This is a genomic window from Anaeromyxobacter sp. Red801 (assembly GCF_049201065.2).
Classification (GTDB): domain Bacteria; phylum Myxococcota; class Myxococcia; order Myxococcales; family Anaeromyxobacteraceae; genus Anaeromyxobacter.
Window position 1 is genome coordinate 122,091 of record NZ_CM181236.1, and the last position, 25,405, is coordinate 147,495.

Consider the following 25,405-nt stretch of genomic DNA (forward strand, 5'->3'; position numbering starts at 1 on the left):
CAGGATGCCGTCTCCGTGCCCCACCTCTCGCGCTCCGTGTACGTGCCGATCGCCGCCGTCGGCTACGTCTTCGTCATCCTGATCCTGGCGCTCGCGCTGCCCATCCAGGCGGTGCTGCTCGCGCTCACCGTCGCGTTCGACCGCAACCGCGTGGTCGCCGGCCGCTTCCTGCGCTTCGTGGGCGTCGCCATCACCAGGACGTTCCCGCCCTGGCGGCTCCGGCTCGAGGGGCGCTGGCCGGGGGACGGGCCGTACGTGGTGGTCGCGAACCACCAGTCGATGCTCGACATCCTGCTGCTCTCGCGGATGCCGCGGGAGATGAAGTGGGTCGCCAAGGAGGAGCTGTTCAAGATCCCCTGGGTCGGCTGGATGCTGCGCATGACGGGCGACATCCCGGTGCGCCGCGGCGACCCGGAGAGCGGCGGCGAGGCGCTCGGGAAGGCGAAGGACTACCTCGCGCGCGGCATGAACGTGATGATGTTCCCGGAGGGCACGCGCAGCGCGAAGGGGCGCATGCTCCCGTTCAAGTCCGGCGCGTTCCGCCTCGCGATCGAGGCGGGCGTGCCGGTGCTGCCGGTGGCGGTGTCCGGCACCGCGCACGGGATGCCGAAGGGCGGCCCGTGGGTGCGCCCCTGCCGCGGCACCGCGCGGATCCTGGCGCCGGTGAGCGTCGAGGGGATGAGGCCGGAGGACGCGCCGAAGCTCCGCGACGTGGTGCGCGCGCGGATCGAGGAGGCGCTGGCGACGCTCCCGCCCGCCTAGCCGTCGGCGTACCGCGCCGCGAGCTCGGCGACGCGCGCCCGCAGCCCCTCGCGCACGTCCGCCGGCCCCTCCACCGTCGCGTCGCCGCCCCAGCCCAGCACCGCGCCGGCGAGGTAGTTGCCCGGCGTGACCCGCTGCACCACCGACACCGAGCCGTCGCCGTTCTCCCGCAGCCGCAGCGCCGGGTTCGAACGCGCCACCCGCGCGGCGACGCCGCAGAGCCGGAGCGTCACCTCGCGCTCCGCGCCGGACTCGAAGTAGAGCTTCCCCGCGTAGCGGGCGAGCGACGCCTGGTGCGGGCCGAACACGCGCGTCCCGGTGGTCACCGAGGCGATCCGGTCGAGCCGGTACAGGTGCTCGTGCGCCTTCTCCACGTTCCAGGCCGCCAGGTACCACTGGCCGTCGCGGTGGAAGAGCGCGCGCGGCTCCACCGTGCGGCGCGCCAGCACCCCGTCGCCGACCGCGCGGTACTCCAGCGCCACCTCCAGCCGCGCGGCGATGGCCTCGCGGAGCGCGGCGGCCCACGGCCCGGTGGGCGCGAGCACCACGTCGAGGCCGCGCACCAGCTGCTCGGCCTCGGGGCGGAGCGGCTCCGGGATGGCCTTGCGCAGCTTGCGGACGGCCTCGCGCACCGGCTTGCCGGCGGTCTCCTCGAACGGCGCGAGCGCGGCGAGCAGCACCGCGCCCTCGGCGAGCGAGAGCGCCACCGGACGGCCCAGCTCGTGCGCGTACAGCAGGTGGACCTCGCCGTCCTCGACGTCCAGCGAGACCAGGTCCTCGGCGCGCTCCGGGTCCACCCACAGCGAGCGGATGCTCTCGAGGTCGGCGAGCAGCTCGGGCACGCCGCGCGCGCCGGTGAGCTCGACCGCGCGACCGAGCGGCACGCCCCGCCCCTGGCGCGCGGCGCGGACCGCCACCGGGACGAGGAGGAGCAGGCGGCGGAGCGACCTGAGGTAGGGCTCGCTCACGGCGCCCTCCCGTCCAGCGCGGCGGCGAGCGTGGCGAGCATCTCGCGCGCCATGGCCCGGCCCTCGGCCGGCTCGAGCAGCTCCGCCTCCGGCCCCCACGCCAGCGCCTGGCGCACCAGGCCGCGGAGGTTCCGCACCTCCAGCCGCGCGACCCGCCCGCCGTCCGCGTCCGGGCGCAGCCGCGCCGCGGGCAGGAGCTGCCCGGCCACGCGCGCCAGCGAGCCGCGGAACCGGACCGCCGCCTCGCGCGGCGGGTGCACGTCGTAGTCCCAGATCTGCTGGCGGGTCCAGCGCCGGACGTCGAAGGCGGCGGGGATCCGGTACGGGTCGCGGAGCCGCGCGTTCACCTTCAGCGCGCGCACGCGCGAGAGGTAGAAGACGCGCTCCGCGCCGCGCAGGTGGCAGTGGCCGGCGAAGATCCACTCGCCGCGCCGGCGCCCCCAGCCGTACACGTCCACGTCGCGGCGCACCACCTCGCCGGTGGCGATGCGCAGGTAGTCGAGCGTCACGGTGCGACGGCGCTCCCACGCGTCCACCAGCCGGTCGAGCAGCGCGCCCGAGGCCGGCGCGCCCTCGGCGGCCAGCTCCTCCGCGGCCGCGGCGCGCGGCGGGAGCCCCTTCGCGCCGACCACGAGCTTGCGCAGCGCGCTCTCCAGCTCGTCGCGCAGCGGGTGGTCCGAGGCGCGCAGCGCCGACACGCCCGCGGTCCACACCACCGCGGCCTCGTCCGGCGCGAGCTCCAGCGGCGGCAGCGCCGAGGCGCGCGCGTCGATGAAGTAGCCGACCTGGTCCTCCGAGCCCGGCACGTCCTCGCGGTCCAGCACGAACCCGATCCGCTCGAGGTCGCGCTTGTCGCGCGAGAACTTCTTCTCCTTCGCCTCGGCGCTCCCCGCGTAGTCGTCCGGGAACGCCTCGTAGATGCGCCGGCGCGACACCGGGCCGGGCTGGGACAGGATGAAGGTGGCGAGGCCGAGCAGCCGGGCCTGGGCGCTGGAGGGCCTGGCCGCGGGCGGCCGGGTTCGGGCGGTCGGCATGGACTCGCAGTCTAGCGCGCGCCCGGCGCCGAGGGAGGCGGTGAGGGCCGAGAGCAGGTCCGGGCGCGAGGTGCGCACGTGGCAGCGCACGCCCCCGTCCCCGGATCCGGGGACGCAGCGGGCGCCGGGCAGCAGCGCCGGCGCGAGCGGCGCGAGCGCGGCGGGCAGCCGGACGGTGACGGTGCGCGCCGCCGAGCTCCCGTCGAGCCAGGCGCTGCGCGCGAAGTCGAGCGGGTCGAAGCCCGGCGGCGGCGGGCCGGCGCGGCGCCGGGTCGCACGCGCGCCGGCGATGCCGTCGAGGGCGAGGACGCGCAGCGTGGCGGGGCGCTCCCGGGTCGCCACCCGCCACGCGCCGTCGAACGCGAGCGCGAGCACGTCCACCGGGCCGTGCGGCGCGGCGCCGGCCGGCCACCCGCGGGCGCGCGTCAGCCGGGCGGAGCGGCCGCGGACGAGCGCGCGACCGAGGGTGAAGATCAGGCGCCGCGTGGACGGGGCCGGCATGCGGACATCGTCGCCCGTGGGTGGACAGGAGGCCGGCCGGCCGAGGCGCTACGCCGGGACGTCGTCCTCCACCGGCTCCACCGCCGCGTCGAGCGCGGGCAGGTGCACCGCGGCGTCGGCGGCCGGGAGCGCCTCCACGTCGCGGAGCCGCCGCTGGATGGCGCGGCTGCGCGTGGCCACGGTGCCGAGCGTGGTGGAGGCCTCCTGGAGCTTCTTGTCCACCTTCTCGATCACCTGGCCGAACTTGCCGAACTCGGTCTTCACCGCGCCGAGCACCTGCCACACCTCGCTCGAGCGCTTCTGGATGGCGAGCGTGCGGAAGCCCATCTGCAGGCTGTTGAGCAGCGCCGCCAGCGTGGTCGGGCCGGCCACCACCACCTTCAGGTCGCGCTGCAGCGCCTCGGTGAGGCCGGGGCGGCGGACCACCTCGGCGTAGAGCCCCTCGGTGGGCAGGTACAGGAGCGCGAAGTCCGTGGTGCCGGGCGGCGCGATGTACTTGTCGTGGATGTCGCGGGCGCAGCCGCGGATGCGCACCTCGAGCGCCCGGCTCGCCTCCTCGACGCGGGCGGCGTCGCCGCGCTCCGAGGCATCCACCAGCCGCTGGTAGTCCTCGATGGGGAACTTCGCGTCGATCGGCAGCAGCACCTCGGTGCGCGCGCCGTCGTGGCCGGGGAGCCGGATCGCGAACTCGACCCGCTCGGCCGAGCCGGGGCGGGTGGCGACGTTGCGGGCGAGCTGCTCCGGCGCGAGCAGCTGCTCCAGCAGCGCCTCGAGCTGCACCTCGCCGAACGTGCCGCGCACCTTCACGTTCGCGAGCACGCGCTTCAGGTCGCCCACCCCGTTCGCGAGCGTCTGCATCTCGCCGAGGCCCCGCTGCACCGCCTCCAGCCGCTCGCTCACCAGCCGGAACGACTCGCCCAGGCGCTTCTCCAGCGTGCCCTGCAGCTTCTCGTCCACCGTGGCGCGCATCTGCTCGAGGCGCGCGCCGTTCTCCTCCTGCAGGAGCTTCAGCCGCTGCTCGACCGTGGTTCGCAGCGCGTCGAGCCGGCGCTCCGTCGCCTCGCCCATCCTCCCGAGCGACTCGCCCAGCGACGCGCGGACCTCCTCGCGGAGCCGCTGCGTCCCCTGCGCCGCCTCGGCGCGCCCGCGCCCCAGCTCCTCGCGCAGCGTCCGCTCCAGCCGCTCCTGGGCGCGCTCGACCGCGTCGAGCCGGTCGGCGAGCAGCGCGCGCACCGCGGCGGCGACGCGCGGCGGCACCAGCGCGACCAGCGCCGCCACCGCGGCGGCGGCGGCGAGCGCCGAGACGAGGATCGGGACCAGGGCGTTCATCGGGGCTCCCCCGGGCGCGACGACGCGCCCGTACGCCCCGAGGCTAGCACCCGCGGCGGACATCCCCGGGGCGCACGCTGCGGATGCCGAACGGGCGGACCGTGCGGCATCCGTTCGCCCCTCGACGGGCTCGGGGCGAGCGGAACTCTCCGGGGCGCTCGGGGAACGGCCGTCAGCGACCGGCACCCGGCGGTCCGGTCCCCTCCGCCGCGGCCGACGGGTTGAGCATCGGCGCGGCCACGCGGCGCAGCGTGCTCGCGTCGGTGTGGTGGAACGGCTCCTCGCGGCCGCGGACGCGCAGCACCGTGTCCTGCTCGTACGAGAGCGACCCGTCGTCGTGGACGGTGAACGTCAGCGTGTACTCGAGCGTGGTGAACGCCTGCTCCAGGAACGGGCCGGAGCAGATGCCGAACATGGCCGAGCCGCGCACCGCGTTCACCGTGAAGGCGCGAGCGTCGGGCGCGGCCACGCCGCCGGCGAGCGCCACCTGCGCGCGCGGGATGGCGAGCGACTGCACGATGCGGTGCGTGGCCGGCTCCCACAGCCAGTAGCCCACCTGGTCGTGGAAGGTGGCCGGATCGTCGGGCTCCTGCACGCGCTGGTGGTAGCGGAGGCCGTACAGGAGCTGCGGCCCGTTCGGCTGCGGGTCGATGGGCTCGAACACGATCCGCTCGACGTAGGGCGACTCCTCCACGCCCTCCGCCACCGGGTGGCGATCCACGCCCCGCCCCTCCCACGTCCCGGCGAGCGGCGCGAGCGGGCCCAGGTTGCGCAGCGTGAGCGGATCGATCTCCTCGGGCTCCGTAGATGTCGGCGCCGGGCGCGACGACGTCGCGCGGATCGAGCTCGGGTCGGGCGTGAGCCATGGCGGTCTCCTCCCGCCCGCCGGGCGGGTCGAACGACGCTAGCACGGGCCCGGCCCGCGCTCCCCGCGCCCGGTGGGCGCACCCCCGGCGGTGCGCGGACGGCCGCCATCCGGCGCGGACGCGCCCACGCTGGGCGCCGCCCGGCGGAGGGCGAGCATCACCAGCGCGGACACCGCGGCCGGCACCGCGGCGGCCTGGAACACGGCCTGCGCGCCGCCGCCGCCCGCCAGCAGCGCGCCCGCCACCACCGGGCCGAGGAAGCCGCCCAGCCGGCCGACGCCGAGCCCGGCGCCGATGCCGGTGGAGCGGAGGTCGGTCGGGTAGAAGGTGGCGGCGAGCGCGTTGAGGCCGGGCTGGCCGCCCTGCACCGCCCAGCCCACCGCGAACGCGACCGCGAGGAGCGCCGCGAGCGGGAGGCCGGGGCGGCCCAGCACGAGCAGGCAGGCCGCGGCCGCGGCGAAGCAGCTCGCCAGCACCGGGACGAAGCCGAGCCGCTGGAGCACGAGCCCGAGCACCACCGTGCCCACGAGGCCGCCGAGCTGCACCGCGGTGCCGGCCCAGACCGCGGTGGCGGTGGAGAAGCCCGCCTCGCGCACCAGCGTGGGGAGCCAGCTCGCGACCGCGTAGATGACGATCATGTTCGCGAAGTTGGCGAGCCAGAGCAGGACCGTGGCGGTGGCGCGGCCGTCGCGGAGCAGCTCGAGGAGCACGAACCCGCGGCGCGGGGCCTCCCGCACCGTGTAGCGGACGCCCGGGCCCACCGGCGCGCCCGGCGCGGCGCGGCGCAGCCAGCGGGCCAGCTCCGCCGGCCGGCGCCCGGAGACCGCCAGGAGCTGCAGCGACTCCGGCAGCCAGCGGGCCATGGGCGGAAGGAGGAGCAGCGGGATGGCGCCGCCGATCCAGAACGGCGCGCGCCAGCCGTGCGCCGGGACGAGCCAGGCCGAGAGCGCGCCCGCGGCGACCGCGCCCACCATGAAGCCGTTCGTGACGATCATCATGGTCGCGACGCGGTTGCGGCGCGGGGCGTACTCGCCCACCAGCGCGGTGGCGTTGGGCATGATGGCGCCGAGGCCGAGGCCGGCCACGAAGCGGGCCGCGAGCAGCGCGGGCATCGAGCCGGCGGCGGCGGTGGCGAGCGTGAAGGCGCCGAACACCGCGGTCGCGCCGATCAGCACCGGGCGGCGGCCGATCCGGTCGGCCGCCATGCCGGCCAGGATCGAGCCCAGGAACAGCCCCAGCAGGCCGGCGCCGAACACCGGGCCGAGGCGGGCGATGGGCAGCCCCCAGTCGCGCGCCAGCGCCGGCGCCGCGTAGCCCATGGCCTGCAGGTCGAACCCGTCCATCACCAGGCAGCCGCCCAGCACCGCGAACGCGCCCAGGTGGAAGCGCCCGAGCCGCCCCGCGTCCACGAGGTCGGTGACGTTCACGGTACGCGGATCGGGCGCGGGGGGAGGGGCGGCGGTCATCGGGCGGGGACCTCGCGGAGCAGCAGCCGGGAGAGCGCCGGCACCAGCGCCACCGCGGCGACCATGTTCCCGAGGAACATGAAGGTGAGCAGGACGCCCATGTCGGCCTGGAGGCGGAGCGGCGAGAACGCCCACGTGACCACCCCCGCCGCGAGCGTCACCGCCACCAGCACCACCGGCCGCCCGGTGAAGCGCAGCGCGCGCCGGTGCGCCTCGCCGAGCGGCGCGCCCGCGCGCTGGTGCGCGAGCTGCACCGAGAGCAGGTAGAGCGCGAAGTCCGGGATGCCCACGCCGAGCGCGATGACCGGGAGCGTGGCGATGGTCATGCCGATGCCCAGCCACGCCATCACCGCCTGGCACAGCACCGCGGTGGTGGCGAGCGGCACCACCGTCACGACCACCGCCCGCCAGCTCCGGAACACGAGCAGGCAGAGCGCCACCACCGCCGCGAACACGCAGGCGGTCATGCGCGGCTGCGCCTCGCGGACCGCCAGGTTGGTGGCGGCCTCCACGCCCGCGTTCCCGGCCGCGAGCAGGAAGGCGCGGCCCGGCGCGGCGTGGTCGCGCGCGAACGCGTCCGCGGCCGCCACCACGCGGTCGAGCGTGTCGGCGCGGTGGTCGGAGAGGTACGCCAGCACCGGCATCACGGTGCACTCCGGGTCGAACAGGTCGGGGTTGCGCGTCCCCGCGGCCTCGGCCGCGCCGCCCAGGATGCGCGGGTCGCGCGAGAGCGTCAGCCACTTCGGGCTCCCCTCGAACGATCCCGCCGTGATCTGCCGGACCGCGTCGGCGAGCGAGGCGGTGGCCTGCACGCCCGGGACCTGCCGCAGCGCCCAGCCGAGGCGGTCGGCCTCGACGAGCGTCTCCCAGGAGGTGCAGCCCTCCGGCGGCGTCTCCACCATCACCGCGAACACGTCGCTCGACGCGCCGTAGTGGGCCGCGATGTAGGCGTCGTCCCGGTTGTAGCGGGCGTCGGCGCGCAGCTCCGGCGCGCCGGGCTGGGTCGAGCCGACCGGCACGCCGCGCCCGGCGGCGAGCCCGACGGCCACCAGCACGGCGCTCACCGCCAGGATCCCCGCCGCCCAGCGCGGCTCGGTGAAGCGGTCCACCAGCCGCCACGCGCCCCCGGGGCCCGCGCCGCCCGCCTCGCCGCGCAGGCTGCGCAGCGCGGCCGCGCCGCTCACGCCGGTGTACGAGAGCAGCACCGGCAGGAGCACGAGGTTCGTGACGATGAGCACGCCGACGCCCACGGTGGCGGTGAGGGCGAGCTGGCGGATGGCGGGGACGTCCACCAGCGCCAGCACCGAGAACCCGACCGCGTCGGTGAGGAGCGCGGTCAACCCGGCCAGGAACAGCCGGCGGAAGGTCCGGCGGGCGGCGAGCCGCCGGTCCGCGCCGCGCCCCACGTCCTGCAGCACGCCGTTCATCTTCTGCGTGCCGTGCGACACGCCCATCGCGAAGATGAGGAACGGCACCAGCACCGAGAACGGGTCGAGCGGCACGCCCAGCAGCGAGACGATGCCGAGCTGCCACACCAGCGCCACGCCCGAGCAGGCCAGCACGAGCGCGGTGCTCCGGACGCAGCGCGAGGAGAGCCACAGGATGGCGGCGGCGATGGCGGCGGCCACGCCGAACCAGGCGCCGACCGCGAGCGTGCCGTCCAGGATCGCGCCCACCCGCTTCGCGAACCCGACGATGCGCACGCGCACCGGCCCGTCGCCCGCCGGCCCCTCGAGGCGCAGCCGCAGCGCCTCCAGCTCCGCCGAGAGCGCGCGGTAGTCGAGCCCGGCGCCGGTGACCGGGTCGCGGTCGAGCAGCGGCACCTGCACCGCGCTGGACCGCTCGTCGAGCGCGACCAGCGTGCCGGCGAGCCCGGCCCGCCGGACGTTCCGCCGCAGCGCCGCGATGGCCTCGGGCGAGCCGTCGGCCGGGTCCGGCATCACCGGGCCGCCCCGGAAGCCCTCCTCGGTCACCTCGGTCCACCGGACCGACGGCGTCCAGAGCGACTTCACCCAGGGGCGATCCACCCCCGGCATCAGGAACAGGGTGTCGCTCGCGTCGCGGAGCGCCTCGAGGTAGGCCGCGTCCCAGACGTCGCCGCGGGCGTTCTCCACCACCACGAGGAGGTTGTTGCCGAGGCCGCGCAGCCGGTCGGCGCGGGCGCGGGAGGCCTGCACGAACGGGTGCGAGCCGGGCGTGATCCGGTCCAGGTCGGCGCTCACCACGTGGCGGGTCGCGGCCGCGGTCCCGAGCGCGACCGTCACCAGCGCCGCGGCGACCACCAGCGCGGCGCGGTGGCCGAACACGAGCCGCTCGAGCCAGCTGCCGTCGGCGGGGTCGAACGGTTCGGGCGAGGCGTGCGGCGGCGCCTGCACCGCCGCGCCGGGGCCGGCGCCCTCCGGGCCGGTGGGCCCGGGCTCGCGCGCCGCCGGCCGCCTCACGGCGCCTCGCGCGGGCGCGGCAGCGCCACCACCCGCACGCCCTCCGCGCCGGCCACCGCCAGCGCGCCGTCGCCCGCCGGCGCGACCGCGAACGCGGGCGCGAGGACCGCGCCGCGGGCCGACACGCGCTCGAACGTGGCGCCGCCGTCCCCGGACACGAGCAGCTCCCCGGACACGGCGGCGAGGGCGAACCTCCCGTCGGGCAGCGCCGCGCCGCCGGTGAGCGTCGCCTCGAGGCCGGCCTCGACCGCCTGCCAGGGCCCGCCGTCCACGCTGCGCAGCACGGTCCCGCGCAGCCCGAACGCGAGCAGCGCGCGTCCGTCGGTCGCCAGGCCGAACAGGCTGCCGCCGTACGGGATGGGCACCGCCCGGAAGCGCCCGGCGGCGCGGTCGAGCCGCAGGAGCAGGCCCTGCTCGCCGGCGAGGTAGAGCGCGCCGCGCGCCTCGAGGAGCGCGTGCAGGTGGAGCGCGCGCGGGTTGTCGAGCCGGTCGAGGCAAGGCGTCCAGCTCCGTCCGCCGTCGCCGGTGGCGAGCGCGAGGCCGAACGCGCCCACCGCGAAGCCCTCGCGGCCGGCGGCGTCCATCCACACGTCGAGGAGCGGCTGGTCGGGGCCGCGCGCCGCCAGGTCGCGCGCCTGGGCGAGCGCGGCCGGCGCGACGCGCCCGGCGCCTCCCTGCGCCCACCGGTCCAGCAGCTGCGCCAGGCCGCGCCCGTCGAGCCGGCGCTCCCAGCGCGCGCCGCCGTCCTCGGTCGCGAGCACCACGCCGCCGTGGCCCACCGCCCACCCGAGCCGCGGCGAGGCGAAGCGCACCGCGGTGAGGTCCTCGCTCACCGGCACCGCCGCCTGCGTCCAGCGCGCGCCGCCGTCGTCGGAGTAGACCGCCAGCCCGCGCTCGCCCACCGCCACCAGGCGCGCGCCCGCGCGCGCCACCGAGAGCAGCGGCCGCCGCGCCGCGAGCGCGCTCGGGCCCGCGGGCAGGTCGAGCGGGTCCACGAACCCCGCCGCGCCGGCGGGGGCCGCCGCGAGGAGCAGGCCCAGCGCCGCGACGTGGGCCCGGCCGCGCATCAGCGCAGGCCCGATCCCGCGAGCGCGTCCGCCGACCACTCGGCGTCGCCCGGGCAGGCGCCGGTGCGGATCCAGCCGTCCTTGCCGGGCCAGCTGTTGATGCCGTAGCCGCCGGTGGCGAGGTCGTAGTGCAGGAACGCGTCGGCCCACATGGCCGGCACGTCGTAGCTCGGCGCCATGAACGCGATCCCCACGCGCCAGAGCTGCCCCCGAGCGTCGTACTGGTCGCTGGTCAGGATCGCCCAGGTGTCCTCGTCGAGGTAGAAGACGCGCCGCGAGTAGACGTGGCGCTTGCCGGGCTTGAGCCGCGCGTCCACCACCCACACCCGGTGCAGCTCCCAGCGGAACAGCTCCGGGTTCACGAAGTGCTTGCGGAACAGCTCCTCCGGCCGCGCCTGGTAGGCGGCCCGGTACACGTTGTACGGGACGTAGATCTCCTTCTTCCCGACCAGCGTGAAGTCGAAGCGGTCCATGGCGCCGTTGAACAGCAGCGCGTCGTCGAAGGTCTGCGCGCCGGAGGTGGCGGCGTTGGGGGTGTCGTAGGCGAGGTCGGGCGCGAGCCGCACCCGGCGCTGGCCGGGAAGGTACTGCCAGGAGCGGCGGCCCCGCTCCAGGTAGTCGATCGGGTCCACCAGGATGAAGCCCTCGCCGGCGCGGCGCGCGGGCGCCTCGTACTGGATGCGGAACCGGAAGTACACGTTGGGTGACTGCGTCTGCTCGGCCCAGTACGGGTAGTCCTCGATCACGCGCGCGGTGCTGGCGTGCGTGAGCCGGCCCGACGCCTCCATGCGGTAGGCGGAGATCCGCTTGTGGAGGCAGAGCCCGTTGAACCGCACCAGGTGGTTCCACATCGCCTCGTTGCCGGTCTTCGGGATGGGGAACGGGTAGGCCGCGCGGACGCCGGCGACCGAGAGGCCGCCGTGGGTCGTGTGGGCCGAGGTGGCGGCGCGCACGGTCTGCTCGGTGACGAACGCCGGGAACGCGGCGGTGCGGTGGGTGGGGTAGACGTCCATCCGGAAGCCCGGGTAGCGCGCCAGGAGCGCCTTCGCGCCCTCGGAGAGCCGGTCGGCGTGGCGGGCCGCGCTCGCGGCGTCGATGGAGAAGCGCGGGCGCTCCGCCGCGAAGGGATCCGGGCGGCTGCCGCTGCCCGGGACGAAGCCGGGCGGCGGCGTGGTGAGGCCGCCGGTGTACGGCGGGATGGCGCCGTCGGCGCTGCCCGCCCGCTCCGCGCCGAGCGCGGTGAGCGCCGTCCCGAGCTGCCGGGCCTCCTCCGGCGAGAGCGCCGGGGTGGCCGCGGGGAGCACCGCCGCCAGCAGCGCCGCGCACACCCGTTCACGCAAGGTCATGGCATCCTCCTAGAACGTGGTCTTCGCGGTGAGCGTCACGTTCCCGCGGCTCTTCAGGAGCGCGGGCAGCCCGTTCGCCGTGGTGATGGTGGCGCCGCCGTTCGTCTTGCCGAACCAGTCGGCGTAGCGCAGCTCCACGCGGTAGCGGCTCCGCAGGTCGAGGCCGGCGCCCGCGGTCCAGCTCCCGGAGGCCTGGTTCCCGCCCTGGCCCACCGGCGAGTTGCCGCGGACCGTCCACGAGACCGTCACCGGCACGTACAGGTCGGCGCCCGAGGCCACTCGGTACCAGGTGGGCGTGAGGCTCGCGCCCAGGCCCAGGTGGCCGCGGGTGGCGCAGCCGTCGTCGCGGGTGCGGGCGAGGCCGTTCTGGACCAGCACCGGATCCGGCCGGCACACGCCGTAGCCCTCGCCGTAGAACAGGTCCTCGTTGTCGGTGACGGTCAGCCGGCGGCTGAAGGTGAGCTCGAGCGCCCACGCGGCGCTGGAGAAGGCCCGGCCGCCGGGCACGACGCCCAGCAGGTTGACGAGCCCGTGCAGCGTGTCCCCGCGGGCCTGGTAGGAGCTGCCGATCTTGCGCGGCAGGCCGTGCGGGAACATCGCGCCCTCGAGCGGCGGCGCCGGGGCGACCGCGAACGCCGGGGACTGCGCCACGAGCGGCATGCGGTGGCGCCACGAGACCTCCGCGCCCACGCTGACCCCGAGCAGCTGCTTCGCGAGGCTCGCGCCCACGAGGTCCACGTCGGCGCCGTAGTACTGCTGGTAGCGGAACGGCGACGGGAGCTCGGGGCTGAGCGGCCCCTGCGCGCCCGGGTTCCGGGTGAGCAGCACCGCGGCGAACTTGTCGGTGAAGCGCCGGTAGTAGAGCCCGAGCGTGCCGTCGAGCCAGGACGGCGCCCAGCGCAGCGCCACCCCGGCGTCGCCCGCCTGCCGCGGCCAGTTCACGCCGCCGTTCACCATGTACGCGCCGTTGCGGTACAGGCCGTCCGGCCCGTCGTAGGTCGCGTCGGAGGCGCCGAGGAACGTGCCGCCCTCCGGGTAGAGGAACGGCTGCCACTCCAGGAACACCTGCGCGGCGAGCGAGAGCGTGGGGGCGAGCTGGGCCTGCGCGGAGACGCTGGCGAGCGGGCGGAACAGCTCCTTCGGCTCGGCCCCGGGGTTCGCGAACGCCTTCTGCAGATCGAGCGGCATCTGCGCGTAGGCCACCGAGTGCGTGAGCCCCGCCTGCATGAGCGACTCGCCCCAGTAGACGGTGTGCCGGCCCGCCTTCACCGACACCGGGACGCCGCCGGCGCGGAGCTGCGCGAACGCGAACGCGTCGAGCAGCTCGCCCCACGGGCCGTGGTAGCGGCGGCGCACCACCTCGGTGAACTCGTCGTCCAGGTACGAGCCGGGGATCCCCTGCGCCACCACCCGCGGGCTGCGCGTCGCGCGCTCGTGCGCGTAGGCCTGGTCGTACCAGCCGGCCGCGCTGGCGCGGACGCCGAGGCGGCGCCGCCAGGAGGCGTCGAGCTCGGCGAGCACGTCGAGCCGGTTGGTGGTGAGGTCGCCCTGCGAGACGCTGTTCTCGCCCGCGGTGAAGGCGGGGTTGTCGCCGAGCCGGCGGCTCACGGCGTCCGTGCGCAGGCCGAGGTTGTAGCGGAGCGTGGTGTCGAGGCGGAGCTCGAGGTCGGGGACCCCGAGGTCCAGGTCCGTCGCGGTCGCGCGGGCGGGCGGGCCGAGCAGCGCGAGCGCGGCGGCGACGAGGCTCCAGCACGGCGAACGGACGGCGCCCAGGGCGACGAGCCGACGAGCCATGGTGATCTCCCCCTGGGCGAGCACCGTAGCGCTCGCTCCGCTCGGGGGAATTGATCCGGCGTAGACGGCGCGTGCAATCCGGTGCGCCAATCGGACGCGCGGCACGGTGGCGCGCGGCGCTCCGCCGGAGGGGGCGACCCGGCGGGCGCGTGGAGGGCCCTGCGCCCGAACCGGCGCTTACGGCCCATTCGCTCCGCGTATGCCCCGGCCTCGTGCCCATGTCGGGCTCGATCGCGGCCCGGGCGCCGCCTTACAAGGCACGGGAACCCGCAGTGCTCGAGAGGAAACCGCCATGGCGACCACGAAGCCCATGCCCCAGGGACCGCGCACGCTCACGCCGAGCCTGGTGCTGCGCGACTGCGCGAAGGCGATCGAGTTCTACAAGAAGGCGCTCGGCGCCCAGGAGCTGCGGCGCATGCCCTCGCCGGACGGGAAGCAGATCTGGCACGCCGAGCTCCGGATCGGCGACTCGGTCTTCTACCTGAACGACGAGATGCCCGGGATGGGCGCGGCGGCGCCGACCGCGGAGCACCCCGCGCCCACCACCTTCTGGATCCGGGCCGAGGACTGCGACGCCGCCCACCGCCGCGCCACCCAGGCCGGCGCGAGGTCCACGATGGAGCCGGCCGACATGTTCTGGGGCGACCGCTGCGCCGGCATCACCGATCCGTTCGGCTACTCCTGGTCCTTCGCCACGCACGTGAAGGACATGACCGACGAGGAGATGCGGCGCGCCGGCGCCGAGTTCGCGCGCCAGTGGGAGCAGCAGCACCCGGGCGCGTGACCGGGCGCGACGCCGGGGGTGCGGAGGGCCGGGCAGGGGCGAGCGCGCCCCGCCGGCCCTCTCGCCGTCTCCGGCCCGCGGCACCCGCGCAGCGCATCCCGCGGCGCGCGGGCAGGTTTTCGGGTAGATTCCCGCGCCTTCCCCCATCCCGAGAGAACGCGCGAAATGCCCCCGTACGTCATGTCGATGCTCCGCGTGAGCAAGATCGTCCCGCCCAAGCGGCAGATCATCAAGGACATCTCGCTCTCGTTCTTCCACGGCGCCAAGATCGGCCTGCTCGGCCTGAACGGCGCCGGCAAGTCCACCGTGCTCCGGATCATGGCCGGCGTGGACGAGGAGTACGAGGGCGAGGTCACCCGCCAGGCCGGCATCCGCATCGGCTACCTCCCGCAGGAGCCGAAGCTGGACGGCGAGCGCACCGTCCGCGAGGAGGTCGAGTCGGCGCAGGGCGAGGTGGCGGACGCGCAGAAGCGGCTGGAGGAGGTCTACGCCGCCTACGGCGAGCCGGACGCCGACATGGAGAAGCTCGCCGAGGAGCAGGCGCGCCTCGAGGCCATCATCGCGAACGCGGGCGCCGACACCGGCAACGCGCTCGAGATCGCGGCCGACGCGCTGCGGCTGCCGCCCTGGGACGCGGTCATCAAGCACCTCTCCGGCGGCGAGAAGCGCCGGGTGGCGCTCTGCAAGCTGCTGCTCTCGAAGCCCGACATGCTGCTGCTCGACGAGCCCACCAACCACCTCGACGCCGAGTCGGTCGAGTGGCTGGAGCAGTTCCTCACCCGGTTCCCGGGCACGGTGGTGGCGGTGACGCACGACCGCTACTTCCTCGACAACGCCGCCGAGTGGATCCTGGAGCTGGACCGCGGCCGCGGGATCCCGTGGAAGGGCAACTACTCGAGCTGGCTCGACCAGAAGGAGCAGCGGCTCGAGGTCGAGGCGAAGCAGGAGAGCGCGCGCATCAAGGCGATGAAGCAGGAGCTGGAGTGGGTGCGCCAGAACCCGAAGGCGCGGCAGGCGAAGAGCAAGGCGCGCCTGTCGCGGTTCGAGGAGATGTCCACCGTCGAGTACCAGAAGCGCAACGAGACGCAGGAGATCTTCATCCCGGTGGCCGAGCGGCTCGGCCAGAAGGTGATCGAGTTCAAGGACGTCTCGAAGGGCTTCGGCGACCGGCTGCTGATGGACAAGCTCTCGTTCATCGTCCCGCCGGGCGCCATCGTCGGCATCATCGGCCCGAACGGCGCGGGCAAGTCCACGCTGTTCAAGATGATCACCGGCGCGGAGCAGCCGGACTCGGGCGCGGTGGAGCTCGGCCCCTCCGTGAAGCTCGCGTTCGTGGACCAGAGCCGCGAGAACCTGTCCTCGGACAAGACCGTCTTCGAGGAGATCTCCGGCGGCCGCGACCAGCTCCAGGTGGGCAAGTTCGAGATGCCCAGCCGCGCCTACATCGGGCGCTTCAACTTCAAGGGCGCCGACCAGCAGAAGGTGGTGGGCACGCTCTCCGGCGGCGAGCGCGGCCGGCTCCACCTCGCCAAGACGCTCATGACCGGGGCGAACGTGCTGCTGCTCGACGAGCCGTCGAACGACCTCGACGTCGAGACGCTCCGGGCGCTCGAGGACGCGCTGCTCGAGTACGCCGGCTGCGTGTTCGTCATCTCGCACGACCGCTGGTTCCTCGACCGCATCGCCACGCACATCCTGGCGGCCGAGGGCGACTCGCAGTGGACGTTCTTCACCGGGAACTACCAGGAGTACGAGGCCGACAAGCGGCGCCGGCTGGGCGAGGAGGGCGCGAAGCCGAAGCGCCTCCGGTACAAGCCGATCGCGCGGTGACGGCCCCGGGCCACCCGCTCATGGTTCGACGGGCTCACCATGAGCGGGCTTCCGTCCCGCTCACCACGAGCGGGCTTCCGTCCGGCTCACCACGAGCGGGCTTCCGTCCGGCTCACCATGAGCGGGCTTCCGCCCCGCTCACCCCGAGCCTGTCGAGGGGCGAGCGGGTGCGAAGTCCGGAGCTACCGCTCCTTGCGGTAGAGCCGCATCGCGATCGGCGCGACCGCGACCACGATCACGAGCGACGCCAGCAGCGTCCAGCTCACGTCGGCCCCGGCCGGCCGCCCGTGCATCAGGTCGCGCGACGCGTTCGCGAGGTGCGTCACCGGGTTGTGCCGGACGACGCCCTGGAGCCAGCTCGGCATCGTGCCCAGGCCCACGAAGATGTCGCTCGCGAACGTGAGCGGCATCAGGAACACGAAGCTCGTGGTCATGACCGACTCGGGCGTGCGCACCAGCATGCCCACCACGATCCAGAGCCAGGACAGCGCGAAGCTGAACACCAGCACCAGCGCGACCGCCGCGAGGACGCCGGCCGCCCCGCCCTGCGGCCGGAAGCCGAGGATGAACCCCACCACCAGGATCACCGCGGCGGCCACCGAGTAGCGGAACACGTCCCCCGCCAGCGCGCCCAGCAGCGGCGCCGGCTGCCACATGGGCAGCGAGCGGAACCGGTCGTACAGGCCCTTGCGGATGTCCGAGTTGAGCCCCACGCCCGTGTAGACGGTGATGAACAGGACCGTCTGCACCAGCACGCCCGGGACCAGGTACTGCACGTACTGCCGCGGCGACCCGGCGAGCGCGCCGCCGAAGATGAACGTGAACAGCAGCGTGAACATGATCGGCGTGACGGTCACGTCGAAGAGCTGGAAGGGGACGTGCTTGATCTTCAGCATCGCCCGCCAGGCCAGCGTCAGCACCGCCGACGCGGCCGAGGCCGGGCGCGGCCGCGCGCGGATCGCGAGCGCCTCGTGGACCGCGTTCATCGGCTCGCCTCCTCGCCGTCCGCGCCCACCACCGCCTCGACCGGCCGGCCGGTGAGCGCCAGGAACACCTCGTCCAGGCTCGGGTTGCCGACCGTCACCTCGGCGACCTCGATGCCGCCCTCGCTCAGCGCCGTGAGCACCGCGCCCGCCTGCGCCGCCCCCTCGAGCCGCGCCGCGACCTCCGCCGGCTCCGACCCCGGCATGACGCCGTCGCCCAGCACCCGGGTGATCACCTGCTGGGCGGCGAGGCGCTGGCCCGCGTCGGCCAGGCGCAGCCGCAGCGCGTTCGCGCCCACCGACGCCTTCAGCTCGCGGCTCGTGCCCTCCGCGATGACGCGGCCGTGATCGACGACCGCCATGCGCTCCGCCAGCCGGTCGGCCTCGTCGAGGTACTGCGTGGTGAGGAGCACCGTGGTGCCCGCGGCCGCGATGCGGCGGACGAGCTCCCACACCTGCGTGCGGCTGCGCGGGTCGAGGCCGGTGGTGGGCTCGTCGAGGAACAGGATCTCCGGGACGGTCACGAGGCTCGCGGCGATGTCGATGCGCCGCCTCTCGCCGCCGGAGTAGGTCTGCACCTGCCTGCCCGCCGCCTCGTCGAGCCCGAACGCCTCGAGCAGCTCCGTGGCGCGGCGCCGCGCGTCGCGCCAGGAGAGGCCCAGCAGGCGGCCCACCAGCACCAGGTTCTCCTGGCCGGAGAGGTCCTCGTCCACCGAGGCGAACTGGCCGGTCAGGCTCACCTTGCTGCGGACGGCACCGGGCTCCCGGGCGGCGTCGTGGCCGAGCACGATGGCGCGGCCGGCGGTCGGCCGGAGCAGGGTGGCGAGGATGCGGATGGTCGTCGTCTTGCCCGCGCCGTTCGGGCCCAGCAGCCCGTAGACGGAGCCGCGCCGGATGGCGAGGTCCACGCCGTTCAGCGCGTGCGTCGCGCCGAAGTGCTTCACCAACCCGTCGGTCTCGATCGCGTTCGTGGTCATCGTGGGCTGCGGCCCGGGTTCCGACCCGCACGCGCGGGCACTCCGCCCGGGGAGCAGGTAGCCCGTAGGTATAGACGGGCACACCCGCGCGCCGCCACGCCGATGCGCCAGGCGCGCGGCATCGGCGCGCTCACCCCATCCGGACGGTGCCGACCGGGCGCGGTCGCCCTACCCGTGTGAACCAGATCGTCCCCGTATCCTCCGGTCCCGCTCCCGCGTCCTCGTCCGAAGGCGCAGATCGCGCCGGCGGCGCCGGCGCGCAACAGGAGGAGTCACCGCATGTCGAAGCTTCGCGTGAACGCGTTCTCGATCTCCATCGACGGCTACGGCGCCGGCCCGGACCAGTCGCTGGAGAACCCGCTCGGCGTCGGCGGGATGGCGCTGCACAGGTGGGTCCTCGACACCCGCACCTTCCAGCGGATGCACGGGGATGGCGCCGGGACGCCCGGCGAGGCCGGCCGGCGGGGCGTGGACGACGACCTCGCCGCGCGCAGCTTCGAGAACGTCGGCGCCTGGATCCTCGGGCGCAACATGTTCGCCCCGTCGCGCGGCCCCTGGCCCGACGACGGCTGGAAGGGCTGGTGGGGCGAGAACCCCGTGTACCACGTGCCGGTGTTCGTGCTGACGCACCACGCGCGCCCGCCGCTCGAGATGCAGGGAGGGACCACCTTCCACTTCGTCACCGACGGCATCCACGCCGCGCTCGAGCGGGCGAAGGAGGCCGCGGGCGGGAAGGACGTCCGGCTCGGCGGTGGCGTCGCCACCGTGCGCGAGTACCTCGCCGCCCGGCTCGTCGACGAGGTCCACCTCGCCATCTCGCCGGTGCTGCTGGGCCGGGGCGAGCACCTGCTCGCCGGCATCGACACGGCCGCGCTCGGGTACCGCTGCACCGAGCACGTCGCCTCGGAGCACGCGCTGCACGTGGTGCTGACCAGGTAGGTCGGCGTAGGACGCTCGACCCGTGGGCCGAGCCGTCTACGCGCCCGGCGGGAAGACGGCGGAGAGGCGGCGGCGAAGCTCGTCGCGGACCTCGCGGAAGGCCTGGAGCCGCTCCGCCTCGGTGCTCCCGGCGCCGGCCGGATCCGGCAGGCCCCAGTGGATCCGCCGCGCCCGGCCGAGGAAGACCGGGCAGACCTCCTCGGCGCAGAGCGTGATGACCGTGTCCACGTCTCCGGCCGGCACGTCGTCCACGCGCTTCGAGCGCTGCCCGCGGATGTCGAGGCCGATCTCGTCCAGCGCGCGGACGGCGAGCGGGTTGAGGCTCGACGGCGCGGAGCCCGCGGAGGAGATCTTCACCGTCGCCGGCGCGAGCGAGCGCGCGATCCCCTCGGCCATCTGGCTGCGCGCCGAGTTCGCGACGCAGAGGAAGAGCACGTGCCGCGGGCGGGCGCGGTGCAGCGCCTCCGCGTCGGCCTCCCAGCCGCCGCTCACCGCGCCCGCCCGGCGGTCGGCCGCTCGACCGTCACCGCGCAGTTCGCGACCTTCGCGATCTCGCCGGTCTCGCCGGGGAACCACCGATCGCGCAGCCGGAGCGCGACGTTCACGAGACCGATGAGCACCGGGACCTCGACCAGGGGGCCGATCACCGCGGCGAAGGCGGCGCCGTGCGCCATGCCGAAGGTGGCGACCGCGACGGCGATGGCGAGCTCGAAGTTGTTCGAGGCGGCGGTGAACGAGAGCGTGGCGGTCTGCCCGTAGGTCGCGCCCACCTTCCGGCTCATCCAGAAGGACACGAAGAACATGAGCAGGAAGTAGACGAGCAGCGGGACGGCGATCCGCACCACGTCGAGCGGCACCTGCACGATGGTCTCGCCCTTCAGCGAGAACATCACCACGATGGTGAAGAGCAGGGCGACGAGCGTGATGGGCGAGATGCGCGGGATGAAGACCCTGCGGTACCACTCCTCGCCCTTCAGCGCCCGCAGCCCGAAGCGGCTCGCCATCCCGGCGATGAACGGGATGCCGAGGTAGACGAAGACGCTCCGGGCGATCTCGCCGATGGTGATGTGCACCTCGGCGCCGCGCACGCCGAGCCAGCCGGGCAGCACCGTGATGAAGATCCAGGCGTAGACCGAGAAGAACAGCACCTGGAAGATCGAGTTGAACGCGACCAGGCCGGCGCAGTACTCGGTGTCGCCCTTCGCGAGGTCGTTCCACACGATCACCATCGCGATGCAGCGCGCGAGGCCGATGAGGATGAGCCCGACCATGTACTCCGGGCGATCGCGGAGGAAGATCACCGCGAGGGCGAACATCAGGATCGGGCCGACGATCCAGTTCTGCACCAGCGAGAGCGCCAGCACCTTGCCGTTCCGGAAGACCCGGGGGAGCTCCTCGTAGCGGACCTTCGCGAGCGGCGGGTACATCATCAGGATGAGCCCGATCGCGATCGGGATGGAGGTCGTCCCCACCGACATCCGGTCGAGCATCGGCACGACGCCGGGAACGAGGAACCCGAGCGCCACGCCCGCGCCCATGGCGAGGAAGATCCAGAGCGTCAGGTAGCGGTCGAGGAAGGAGAGGTGGCGGGCGACGCCGGCGCGGGCCGGGGCGGCGAGGTTCGCTTCGGACATGGGGCTACGGGCTCCCTGCACGGCGGCGGGACACGACCAGCTGGACCGGCGGACCCTCGTCGCGCACGGCGTCCACGCACGCGAAGAAGCTCATGACGCACGGGACCCGGAGCCGGTAGAAGACCTGCAGGCCCTGCCGGCGATCCTCGAGGAGCCCGGCGCGGCGCATGAGCGACAGGTGCTTCGACACGGTGGACAGGTCGGAGCCGACCAGCTTCTGCAGGTCGCAGACGCAGCGCTCGCCCTCCGCGAGCGTCTCCAGGATGAGGAGACGGCTCGGGTGCGCCATCGCCTTCAGCACCTGGGTCCGCGCCTTCCGCACGCTGCTCGGCCGGGTCATTGCTTGGCAATATCGTCAAGCAGTTGCGGCCGGTCAAGCCGGGGTGCGGCGCGGGGCCGCAGCGGCGCGTCGAACGACTACTTGGCGGATTGACCAAGCAGTCCGCCGGTGGCATGGTCCGCCCGTTCGCGGCGCGTGGCGCCGCGCGAGGAGGCGTCACGATGCACGGGACGAGGAAGCGCGCGACGGGACCGCTGCTCCTGGCGCTCGCGGTGGCGCTCGCCGGCGGCGCCGGCTGCGGCGAGAAGGCCTCGGCCTCGGGAGAGGCGCGCAGCGGCGGCGCGGCCGCGCCGGCGGCGCGCGCGATCCCCAGGCTCGTCGACCTCGGCGCGGGCAAGTGCATCCCCTGCAAGGCGATGGCGCCCATCCTCGAGCAGCTCCGCGCCGACTACGCGGGCCGGATGGAGGTCACGTTCATCGACGTGTGGCAGGCGCCGGAGCAGGCCACGGCGCACCGCATCCAGATGATCCCGACCCAGATCTTCTACGGCGCCGACGGGCGCGAGCTCGCGCGCCACGAGGGCTTCATGTCGCGCGAGGAGATCCTCGCGCAGTGGAAGGCCCTCGGCGTGGAGCTCTAGGTGACCGGGCTCCTCACGCGCTTCGGCGAGGCGTTCGCGGCGAGCGGGTCCGTCGCGCTCGCGGCCGCGTTCGCGTGGGGTGTGCTCTCCGTCGCGCTGAGCCCCTGCCACCTCTCGAGCGTCCCGCTGGTCGTCGCCTACATGAGCGGCGGCGCCGAGCTGCCGGAGGGCCGGCGCGCGCTCTGGCTGTCGTCCGCGTTCGCTGCCGGGATCCTCGCCAGCATCGCCCTCGTCGGCGCCGTCACCGCCGCGGCGGGCCGGATGCTCGGGGACGTCGGGCGGGCCGGAACGTGGGGGGTCGCCGTCGTGTTCTTCGCCGTCGGCCTGAATCTCCTGGGCGTCCTGCCGCTGCCCGCGTTCGGCTCGACGCCGGCGCGGGCGGCTCGCCGGGGCGCGACCGGCGCGCTCCTGCTCGGCCTCGTCTTCGGGGTCGCGCTCGGCCCGTGCACGTTCGCGTTCATGGCGCCGCTCCTCGGCATCGCGTTCCGCGCGAGCGGGACGGGTCGGGTGGCGTACGGCGTGCTGCTCGTCGCGCTGTACGGCCTCGGCCACGCCGCGGCCATCGCCCTGGCGGGCAGCTCGATCCAGTCGGTGAACCGCTGGCTGGGGTGGAGGCGCGGCGCGCGCGCGGTCGCGGTGGTGAAGGCGGCGGCGGGCGTGGTGGTGATGCTCGGCGGCGCGTACTTCGTCTGGACCTCGATGTGAGGGAGCAGGAGCTTCGATGGGACTTCCCGTGATCGACCCACCCGACGCCAGCCCGGCGTGCTGCGCGGCGCCCGCCGCGGCGGCGACGGCCGCCACGCCGGTCCGTTCCCCGGCGAGGCTCGCCGCCCTCGTGGCGGCGGCCTTCGGGGCTTGGCTCGCGGCGTACCGGCTGAACGGGCCGCTGTGGACGTGGCTGGTCGGCGACGCCGCCGGGCTCGACCTCGGCTCGCACGCGGGGGGCGCGCTGCACTTCTTCCTCTACGACTCGGTCAAGATCTTCCTGCTGCTGACCGGCCTGATGTTCGTCATCGGGATGCTCCGCGCCAGCCTCGACCTCGACAGGGCGCGCAGCTATCTCGAGGGCAGGGGCCTGTTCGTCGGGCTGGTGCTGGCGGTCGTCCTGGGCGTCGTCACCCCGTTCTGCTCGTGCAGCTCGATCCCGCTGTTCATCGGGTTCGTCGCCGCCGGGATCCCGCTCTCGATCACGCTCACCTTCCTGGTCGCGTCGCCGCTGGTGAGCGAGATCGCGGCGATCATGATCGCCGACCAGTTCGGCTGGCGGATCGCCGCGGCGTACGTGGTCGCCGGGTCCGTGATCTCGATGGCGATCGGGTTCGTCCTCTCCCGCTTCCGCCTCGAGCGATGGGTCGAGGAGGCGGTCTTCGCGACGAAGATCGGGCAGCTGCGCGCGGGAGGGCACGTCCCGACGTGGCCCGAGCGCGTGGACGCGGCCGTGGCGGAGGCGAAGGACATCCTCGCCCGCGTCTGGAGGTGGGTGCTGCTCGGCGTCGGCATCGGCGCCGCGATCCACGGGTGGGTGCCCGCGGACTTCTTCGCGGCGTACGCCGGCCCGGACAACCCGTTCGCCGTCGCGATCGTCACGCTCCTCGGCGTGCCGCTCTACGTCAACGGCGCCGGGGTCGTCCCGATCGCGGAGGCCCTGTGGGCGAAGGGCATGTCGCTCGGGACCGTGATGGCCTTCATCATGAGCGCCATCGCGCTCTCGATCCCCGAGGGCATCATGCTGCGGCGCGTCCTGAAGCCGCCGCTCCTCGCCATCTTCTTCGGGTCGGTGACCGTCGGGATCATGATCGTCGGGTACCTGTTCAACGCCATCTCCGGCTGACGCGGCCATCGCGCCGCACGAGAGGAAGGGACGAGATGAAGATCCAGGTGCTGGGGACCGGCTGCGCGAAGTGCAAGGAGCTCACCGCCAACGCGCAGAAGGCGGTGCGGGAGCTCGACATGGACGCGACGGTCGAGAAGGTGGAGGACCTCCGGGAGATCATGAAGTTCAATGTGCTCTCCACGCCTGCGCTGGTGGTGGACGGGACGGTGAGGTCCACCGGGCGCGTGCTGAGCCCGGCGGCGATCAAGGACCTGCTGCGGGCCTGAGCCGCCCGGGGGCGCGCGACCTCCAGGCACACCCGTTCGACTTGCCATGAGCGACGCGACCCTCGCTCCCGATTGAGGAGCCGGGCGCGGCGCCGTCTGATCCCCTCGAGCGCGCACGCCCGCGCGCGGGCCGGCAGCTCCCTGCGGTCACGCCGGCCGGGGAAGGACGGCCATGAGGACCACGAGACGATGCGGCGGGTTCGCCGCGCTGCTCTCGGCGCTCGCCTGCATGCCTCTCCTGGGAAGCGCCGTGGAGCCGAGCCCGGACGAGCTCACGGGGGCGCTCGAGCGACGCGGATTCATCGTGACGCCGGGGGCCGTGGAGGTGTGGAACCGGGGCGAGGCCTGGTGCAGGTACGACCCCACCATCGATCACGCCTGGTACAACAACAACGCCCCGTACCTCGTGCTGAAGGTGCCGAGGGCGGCGGGAGCTCCCGAGCTGGTGCAGGACTTCAAGCTCCGGCCCGACGAGGCCGTCGTGCTGGTCGGGACGACGCCTCCGCCGGAGCGGTACTTCGCGTTCTACTCGTGGATCGCGAACAAGGTCTACCCGGACGGCGAGCGGCTGCTCGGGCTCATGATCGCCCCGGCCGACCCGGTCAACCACCTGTCCATCAAGACCGAGGGCCCGCCCGGCGAGCCGTTCGGCCAGCGCGTCGCGCTGGTCTTCACGCCGGACCGCGGGACGTATCGAGGCATCCTCGAGGCGCTCGGCGAGGCCGGCTACGCGACCGCCCGCGTCAACGAGGTCCCGTTCCCGGCGGCGATGCTGAGCCTCGGGCACGGCGACGACGGCGACGAGTTCAGGATCCAGCTGCGCAACGCGATGTGGGAAGCGGGCTACGAGAAGGCAGGGGCGGCGTACATCGCCGACGCGCCGCTCCGGATGTTCCGGGCGACCCCGCGCGTCCCGACCGACGAGGACCGCCTCGAGCCGTACCCGGTGCCCGCCCTGCGCATCCGCGGGACCGGCCAGACCGAGCTGAACCTCTGGAACGAGCTGGGCGTCCTCCGGCAGCGCATCATCGACGCGCACCCGGGGATGGTCGCCACGGACATCGACGTCACCGTGCCCGTCGGCTACGAGGGCATCGACCACATGCAGCGCAGGGTGCCCGTGGGCGGGGACGCGCGCGACGCGCTCTGCCTGCAGGCCGGGTACCTGCCCGAGTTCCTCTCGTGGGATCGGCGGATCACGCTCGGTGACGGCGACTTCCTGATGGTCTTCGGCGCCAACCACGCCGCGACCGGCAAGACGTCGTACATGAGCGTCAACGTCTACACGGGCGACGCGGAGGACGGAAAGCTGTCGATCGGCACGGTGGACGACCGCGCGCTCACCGGCACCGCCGCGCGCTTCCTGCCCGCCGGCGATCCGGCCGCGGACCTCATGTACGCGTACAAGATCTCGCGGAGCTGCGGACGCGAGGCGAACTGCCTGCAGGTGCCGCCGGACGAGCTCCTCAGGAAGTGCAAGCGCCTCTCCGTGGGTCCCGACACGGTGCTGGGGATCCTCTTCCGCAACTACCTCGAGCCCGCGACGAAGAGCGGGGCCGCCATGCAGGAGGTCCTCTACGACCGCGTGATCAAGTTCTCGCCGAAGGCGCCGGCGCCGCCCTGAGGCATCGAACGGCGACCGCGGGAGATCGCGAGCGCGGCG

General features: G+C 74.5%; 23 protein-coding genes. 9 read left to right on the plus strand and 14 right to left on the minus strand.

What is annotated here, in order from left to right:
• The first annotated feature begins 15 nt into the window (after positions 1 to 15).
• Positions 16 to 762: a lysophospholipid acyltransferase family protein gene (locus ACOQFB_RS00625; RefSeq protein WP_421609184.1), complete on the plus strand. Its 747-nt coding sequence runs from the start codon at positions 16 to 18 to the stop codon at positions 760 to 762.
• Here the strand turns inward: ACOQFB_RS00625 and ACOQFB_RS00630 are convergent.
• From ACOQFB_RS00630 to ACOQFB_RS00670, 9 genes are all read right to left on the minus strand, one after another.
• Complete coding sequence (locus ACOQFB_RS00630; protein WP_421609185.1) at positions 759 to 1,730, minus strand: WYL domain-containing protein; 972 nt, start codon at positions 1,728 to 1,730, stop codon at positions 759 to 761. The genes ACOQFB_RS00625 and ACOQFB_RS00630 overlap by 4 nt on opposite strands.
• Positions 1,727 to 3,265: a helix-turn-helix transcriptional regulator gene (locus ACOQFB_RS00635; protein ID WP_421609186.1), complete on the minus strand. Its 1,539-nt coding sequence runs from the start codon at positions 3,263 to 3,265 to the stop codon at positions 1,727 to 1,729. The genes ACOQFB_RS00630 and ACOQFB_RS00635 overlap by 4 nt, the downstream gene beginning before the upstream one ends.
• Positions 3,266 to 3,313: 48 nt before the next feature.
• Positions 3,314 to 4,594, minus strand: coding sequence for a DNA recombination protein RmuC (locus tag ACOQFB_RS00640; protein WP_059438909.1), 1,281 nt, complete (start codon positions 4,592 to 4,594; stop codon positions 3,314 to 3,316).
• A gap of 172 nt (positions 4,595 to 4,766) precedes the next feature.
• Entirely contained in the window at positions 4,767 to 5,315 is a 549-nt protein-coding gene (locus tag ACOQFB_RS00645) for a heme-binding beta-barrel domain-containing protein (RefSeq protein WP_494492401.1), read from the minus strand.
• A gap of 183 nt (positions 5,316 to 5,498) precedes the next feature.
• Positions 5,499 to 6,887, minus strand: a complete 1,389-nt coding sequence (locus tag ACOQFB_RS00650) for an MFS transporter (protein WP_494492402.1) — start codon at positions 6,885 to 6,887, stop codon at positions 5,499 to 5,501.
• Between the two features lie 35 nt (positions 6,888 to 6,922).
• Positions 6,923 to 9,367, minus strand: coding sequence for an efflux RND transporter permease subunit (locus tag ACOQFB_RS00655; protein WP_421609189.1), 2,445 nt, complete (start codon positions 9,365 to 9,367; stop codon positions 6,923 to 6,925).
• A complete protein-coding gene (locus ACOQFB_RS00660; protein ID WP_421609190.1) occupies positions 9,364 to 10,434 on the minus strand; it encodes a WD40/YVTN/BNR-like repeat-containing protein in 1,071 nt (356 codons plus the stop codon). Before ACOQFB_RS00660 ends, ACOQFB_RS00655 begins: the two co-directional genes overlap by 4 nt.
• Complete coding sequence (locus ACOQFB_RS00665) at positions 10,434 to 11,780, minus strand: DUF1329 domain-containing protein (RefSeq protein ID WP_421609191.1); 1,347 nt, start codon at positions 11,778 to 11,780, stop codon at positions 10,434 to 10,436. Before ACOQFB_RS00665 ends, ACOQFB_RS00660 begins: the two co-directional genes overlap by 1 nt.
• A gap of 9 nt (positions 11,781 to 11,789) precedes the next feature.
• Entirely contained in the window at positions 11,790 to 13,574 is a 1,785-nt protein-coding gene (locus tag ACOQFB_RS00670) for a DUF1302 domain-containing protein (protein WP_421609192.1), read from the minus strand.
• Positions 13,575 to 13,866: 292 nt separating this feature from the next.
• On the opposite strand from ACOQFB_RS00670, the gene ACOQFB_RS00675 reads away from it, so the two are divergent.
• Together ACOQFB_RS00675 and ettA are read left to right on the plus strand one after the other, a co-directional pair.
• On the plus strand, positions 13,867 to 14,358 hold the full coding sequence (locus ACOQFB_RS00675) for a VOC family protein (protein ID WP_059437041.1): 492 nt from the start codon (positions 13,867 to 13,869) through the stop codon (positions 14,356 to 14,358).
• Between the two features lie 165 nt (positions 14,359 to 14,523).
• A complete protein-coding gene (ettA, locus tag ACOQFB_RS00680) occupies positions 14,524 to 16,188 on the plus strand; it encodes an energy-dependent translational throttle protein EttA (protein ID WP_059437042.1) in 1,665 nt (554 codons plus the stop codon).
• A 182-nt stretch (positions 16,189 to 16,370) separates the two neighbouring features.
• Here the strand turns inward: ettA and ACOQFB_RS00685 are convergent, their stop codons facing one another.
• Positions 16,371 to 17,174 carry an ABC transporter permease gene (locus ACOQFB_RS00685; protein ID WP_421609193.1) on the minus strand — a complete coding sequence of 268 codons (804 nt, stop codon included), beginning with the start codon at positions 17,172 to 17,174 and terminating at the stop codon, positions 16,371 to 16,373.
• Positions 17,171 to 18,148 (minus strand): ATP-binding cassette domain-containing protein, encoded by a 978-nt coding sequence (locus ACOQFB_RS00690; protein ID WP_421609194.1) that lies wholly within the window; start codon positions 18,146 to 18,148, stop codon positions 17,171 to 17,173. Before ACOQFB_RS00690 ends, ACOQFB_RS00685 begins: the two co-directional genes overlap by 4 nt.
• A 279-nt stretch (positions 18,149 to 18,427) precedes the next feature.
• On the opposite strand from ACOQFB_RS00690, the gene ACOQFB_RS00695 reads away from it, so the two are divergent.
• Entirely contained in the window at positions 18,428 to 19,087 is a 660-nt protein-coding gene (locus ACOQFB_RS00695) for a dihydrofolate reductase family protein (RefSeq protein WP_421609195.1), read from the plus strand.
• 36 nt (positions 19,088 to 19,123) lie between these two features.
• Here the strand turns inward: ACOQFB_RS00695 and ACOQFB_RS00700 are convergent, their stop codons facing one another.
• From ACOQFB_RS00700 to ACOQFB_RS00710, 3 genes are read right to left on the minus strand one after another with little or no spacing between them, the layout of a single operon-like run.
• Complete coding sequence (locus tag ACOQFB_RS00700; RefSeq protein WP_059437046.1) at positions 19,124 to 19,579, minus strand: arsenate reductase ArsC; 456 nt, start codon at positions 19,577 to 19,579, stop codon at positions 19,124 to 19,126.
• Positions 19,576 to 20,721 carry an ACR3 family arsenite efflux transporter gene (gene arsB / locus ACOQFB_RS00705; protein WP_059437047.1) on the minus strand — a complete coding sequence of 382 codons (1,146 nt, stop codon included), beginning with the start codon at positions 20,719 to 20,721 and terminating at the stop codon, positions 19,576 to 19,578. Before arsB ends, ACOQFB_RS00700 begins: the two co-directional genes overlap by 4 nt.
• 4 nt (positions 20,722 to 20,725) lie before the next feature.
• The gene (locus ACOQFB_RS00710; protein ID WP_421609196.1) at positions 20,726 to 21,061 is read right to left on the minus strand and encodes an ArsR/SmtB family transcription factor; all 336 of its coding nucleotides are present in this window, start codon (positions 21,059 to 21,061) and stop codon (positions 20,726 to 20,728) included.
• Between the two features lie 161 nt (positions 21,062 to 21,222).
• Between ACOQFB_RS00710 and ACOQFB_RS00715 the strand changes: the two genes are divergently transcribed.
• From ACOQFB_RS00715 to ACOQFB_RS00735, 5 genes are all read left to right on the plus strand, one after another.
• Positions 21,223 to 21,642: a thioredoxin family protein gene (locus ACOQFB_RS00715; RefSeq protein ID WP_059437050.1), complete on the plus strand. Its 420-nt coding sequence runs from the start codon at positions 21,223 to 21,225 to the stop codon at positions 21,640 to 21,642.
• Positions 21,643 to 22,347 (plus strand): cytochrome c biogenesis CcdA family protein, encoded by a 705-nt coding sequence (locus ACOQFB_RS00720; RefSeq protein WP_059437051.1) that lies wholly within the window; start codon positions 21,643 to 21,645, stop codon positions 22,345 to 22,347.
• 28 nt (positions 22,348 to 22,375) lie between these two features.
• Positions 22,376 to 23,473, plus strand: a complete 1,098-nt coding sequence (locus ACOQFB_RS00725; protein WP_494492403.1) for a permease — start codon at positions 22,376 to 22,378, stop codon at positions 23,471 to 23,473.
• A 35-nt stretch (positions 23,474 to 23,508) separates the two neighbouring features.
• A complete protein-coding gene (locus tag ACOQFB_RS00730; protein WP_059437053.1) occupies positions 23,509 to 23,742 on the plus strand; it encodes a thioredoxin family protein in 234 nt (77 codons plus the stop codon).
• A 172-nt stretch (positions 23,743 to 23,914) separates the two neighbouring features.
• Positions 23,915 to 25,366: a hypothetical protein gene (locus tag ACOQFB_RS00735; protein ID WP_421609197.1), complete on the plus strand. Its 1,452-nt coding sequence runs from the start codon at positions 23,915 to 23,917 to the stop codon at positions 25,364 to 25,366.
• Positions 25,367 to 25,405: the final 39 nt, after the last annotated feature.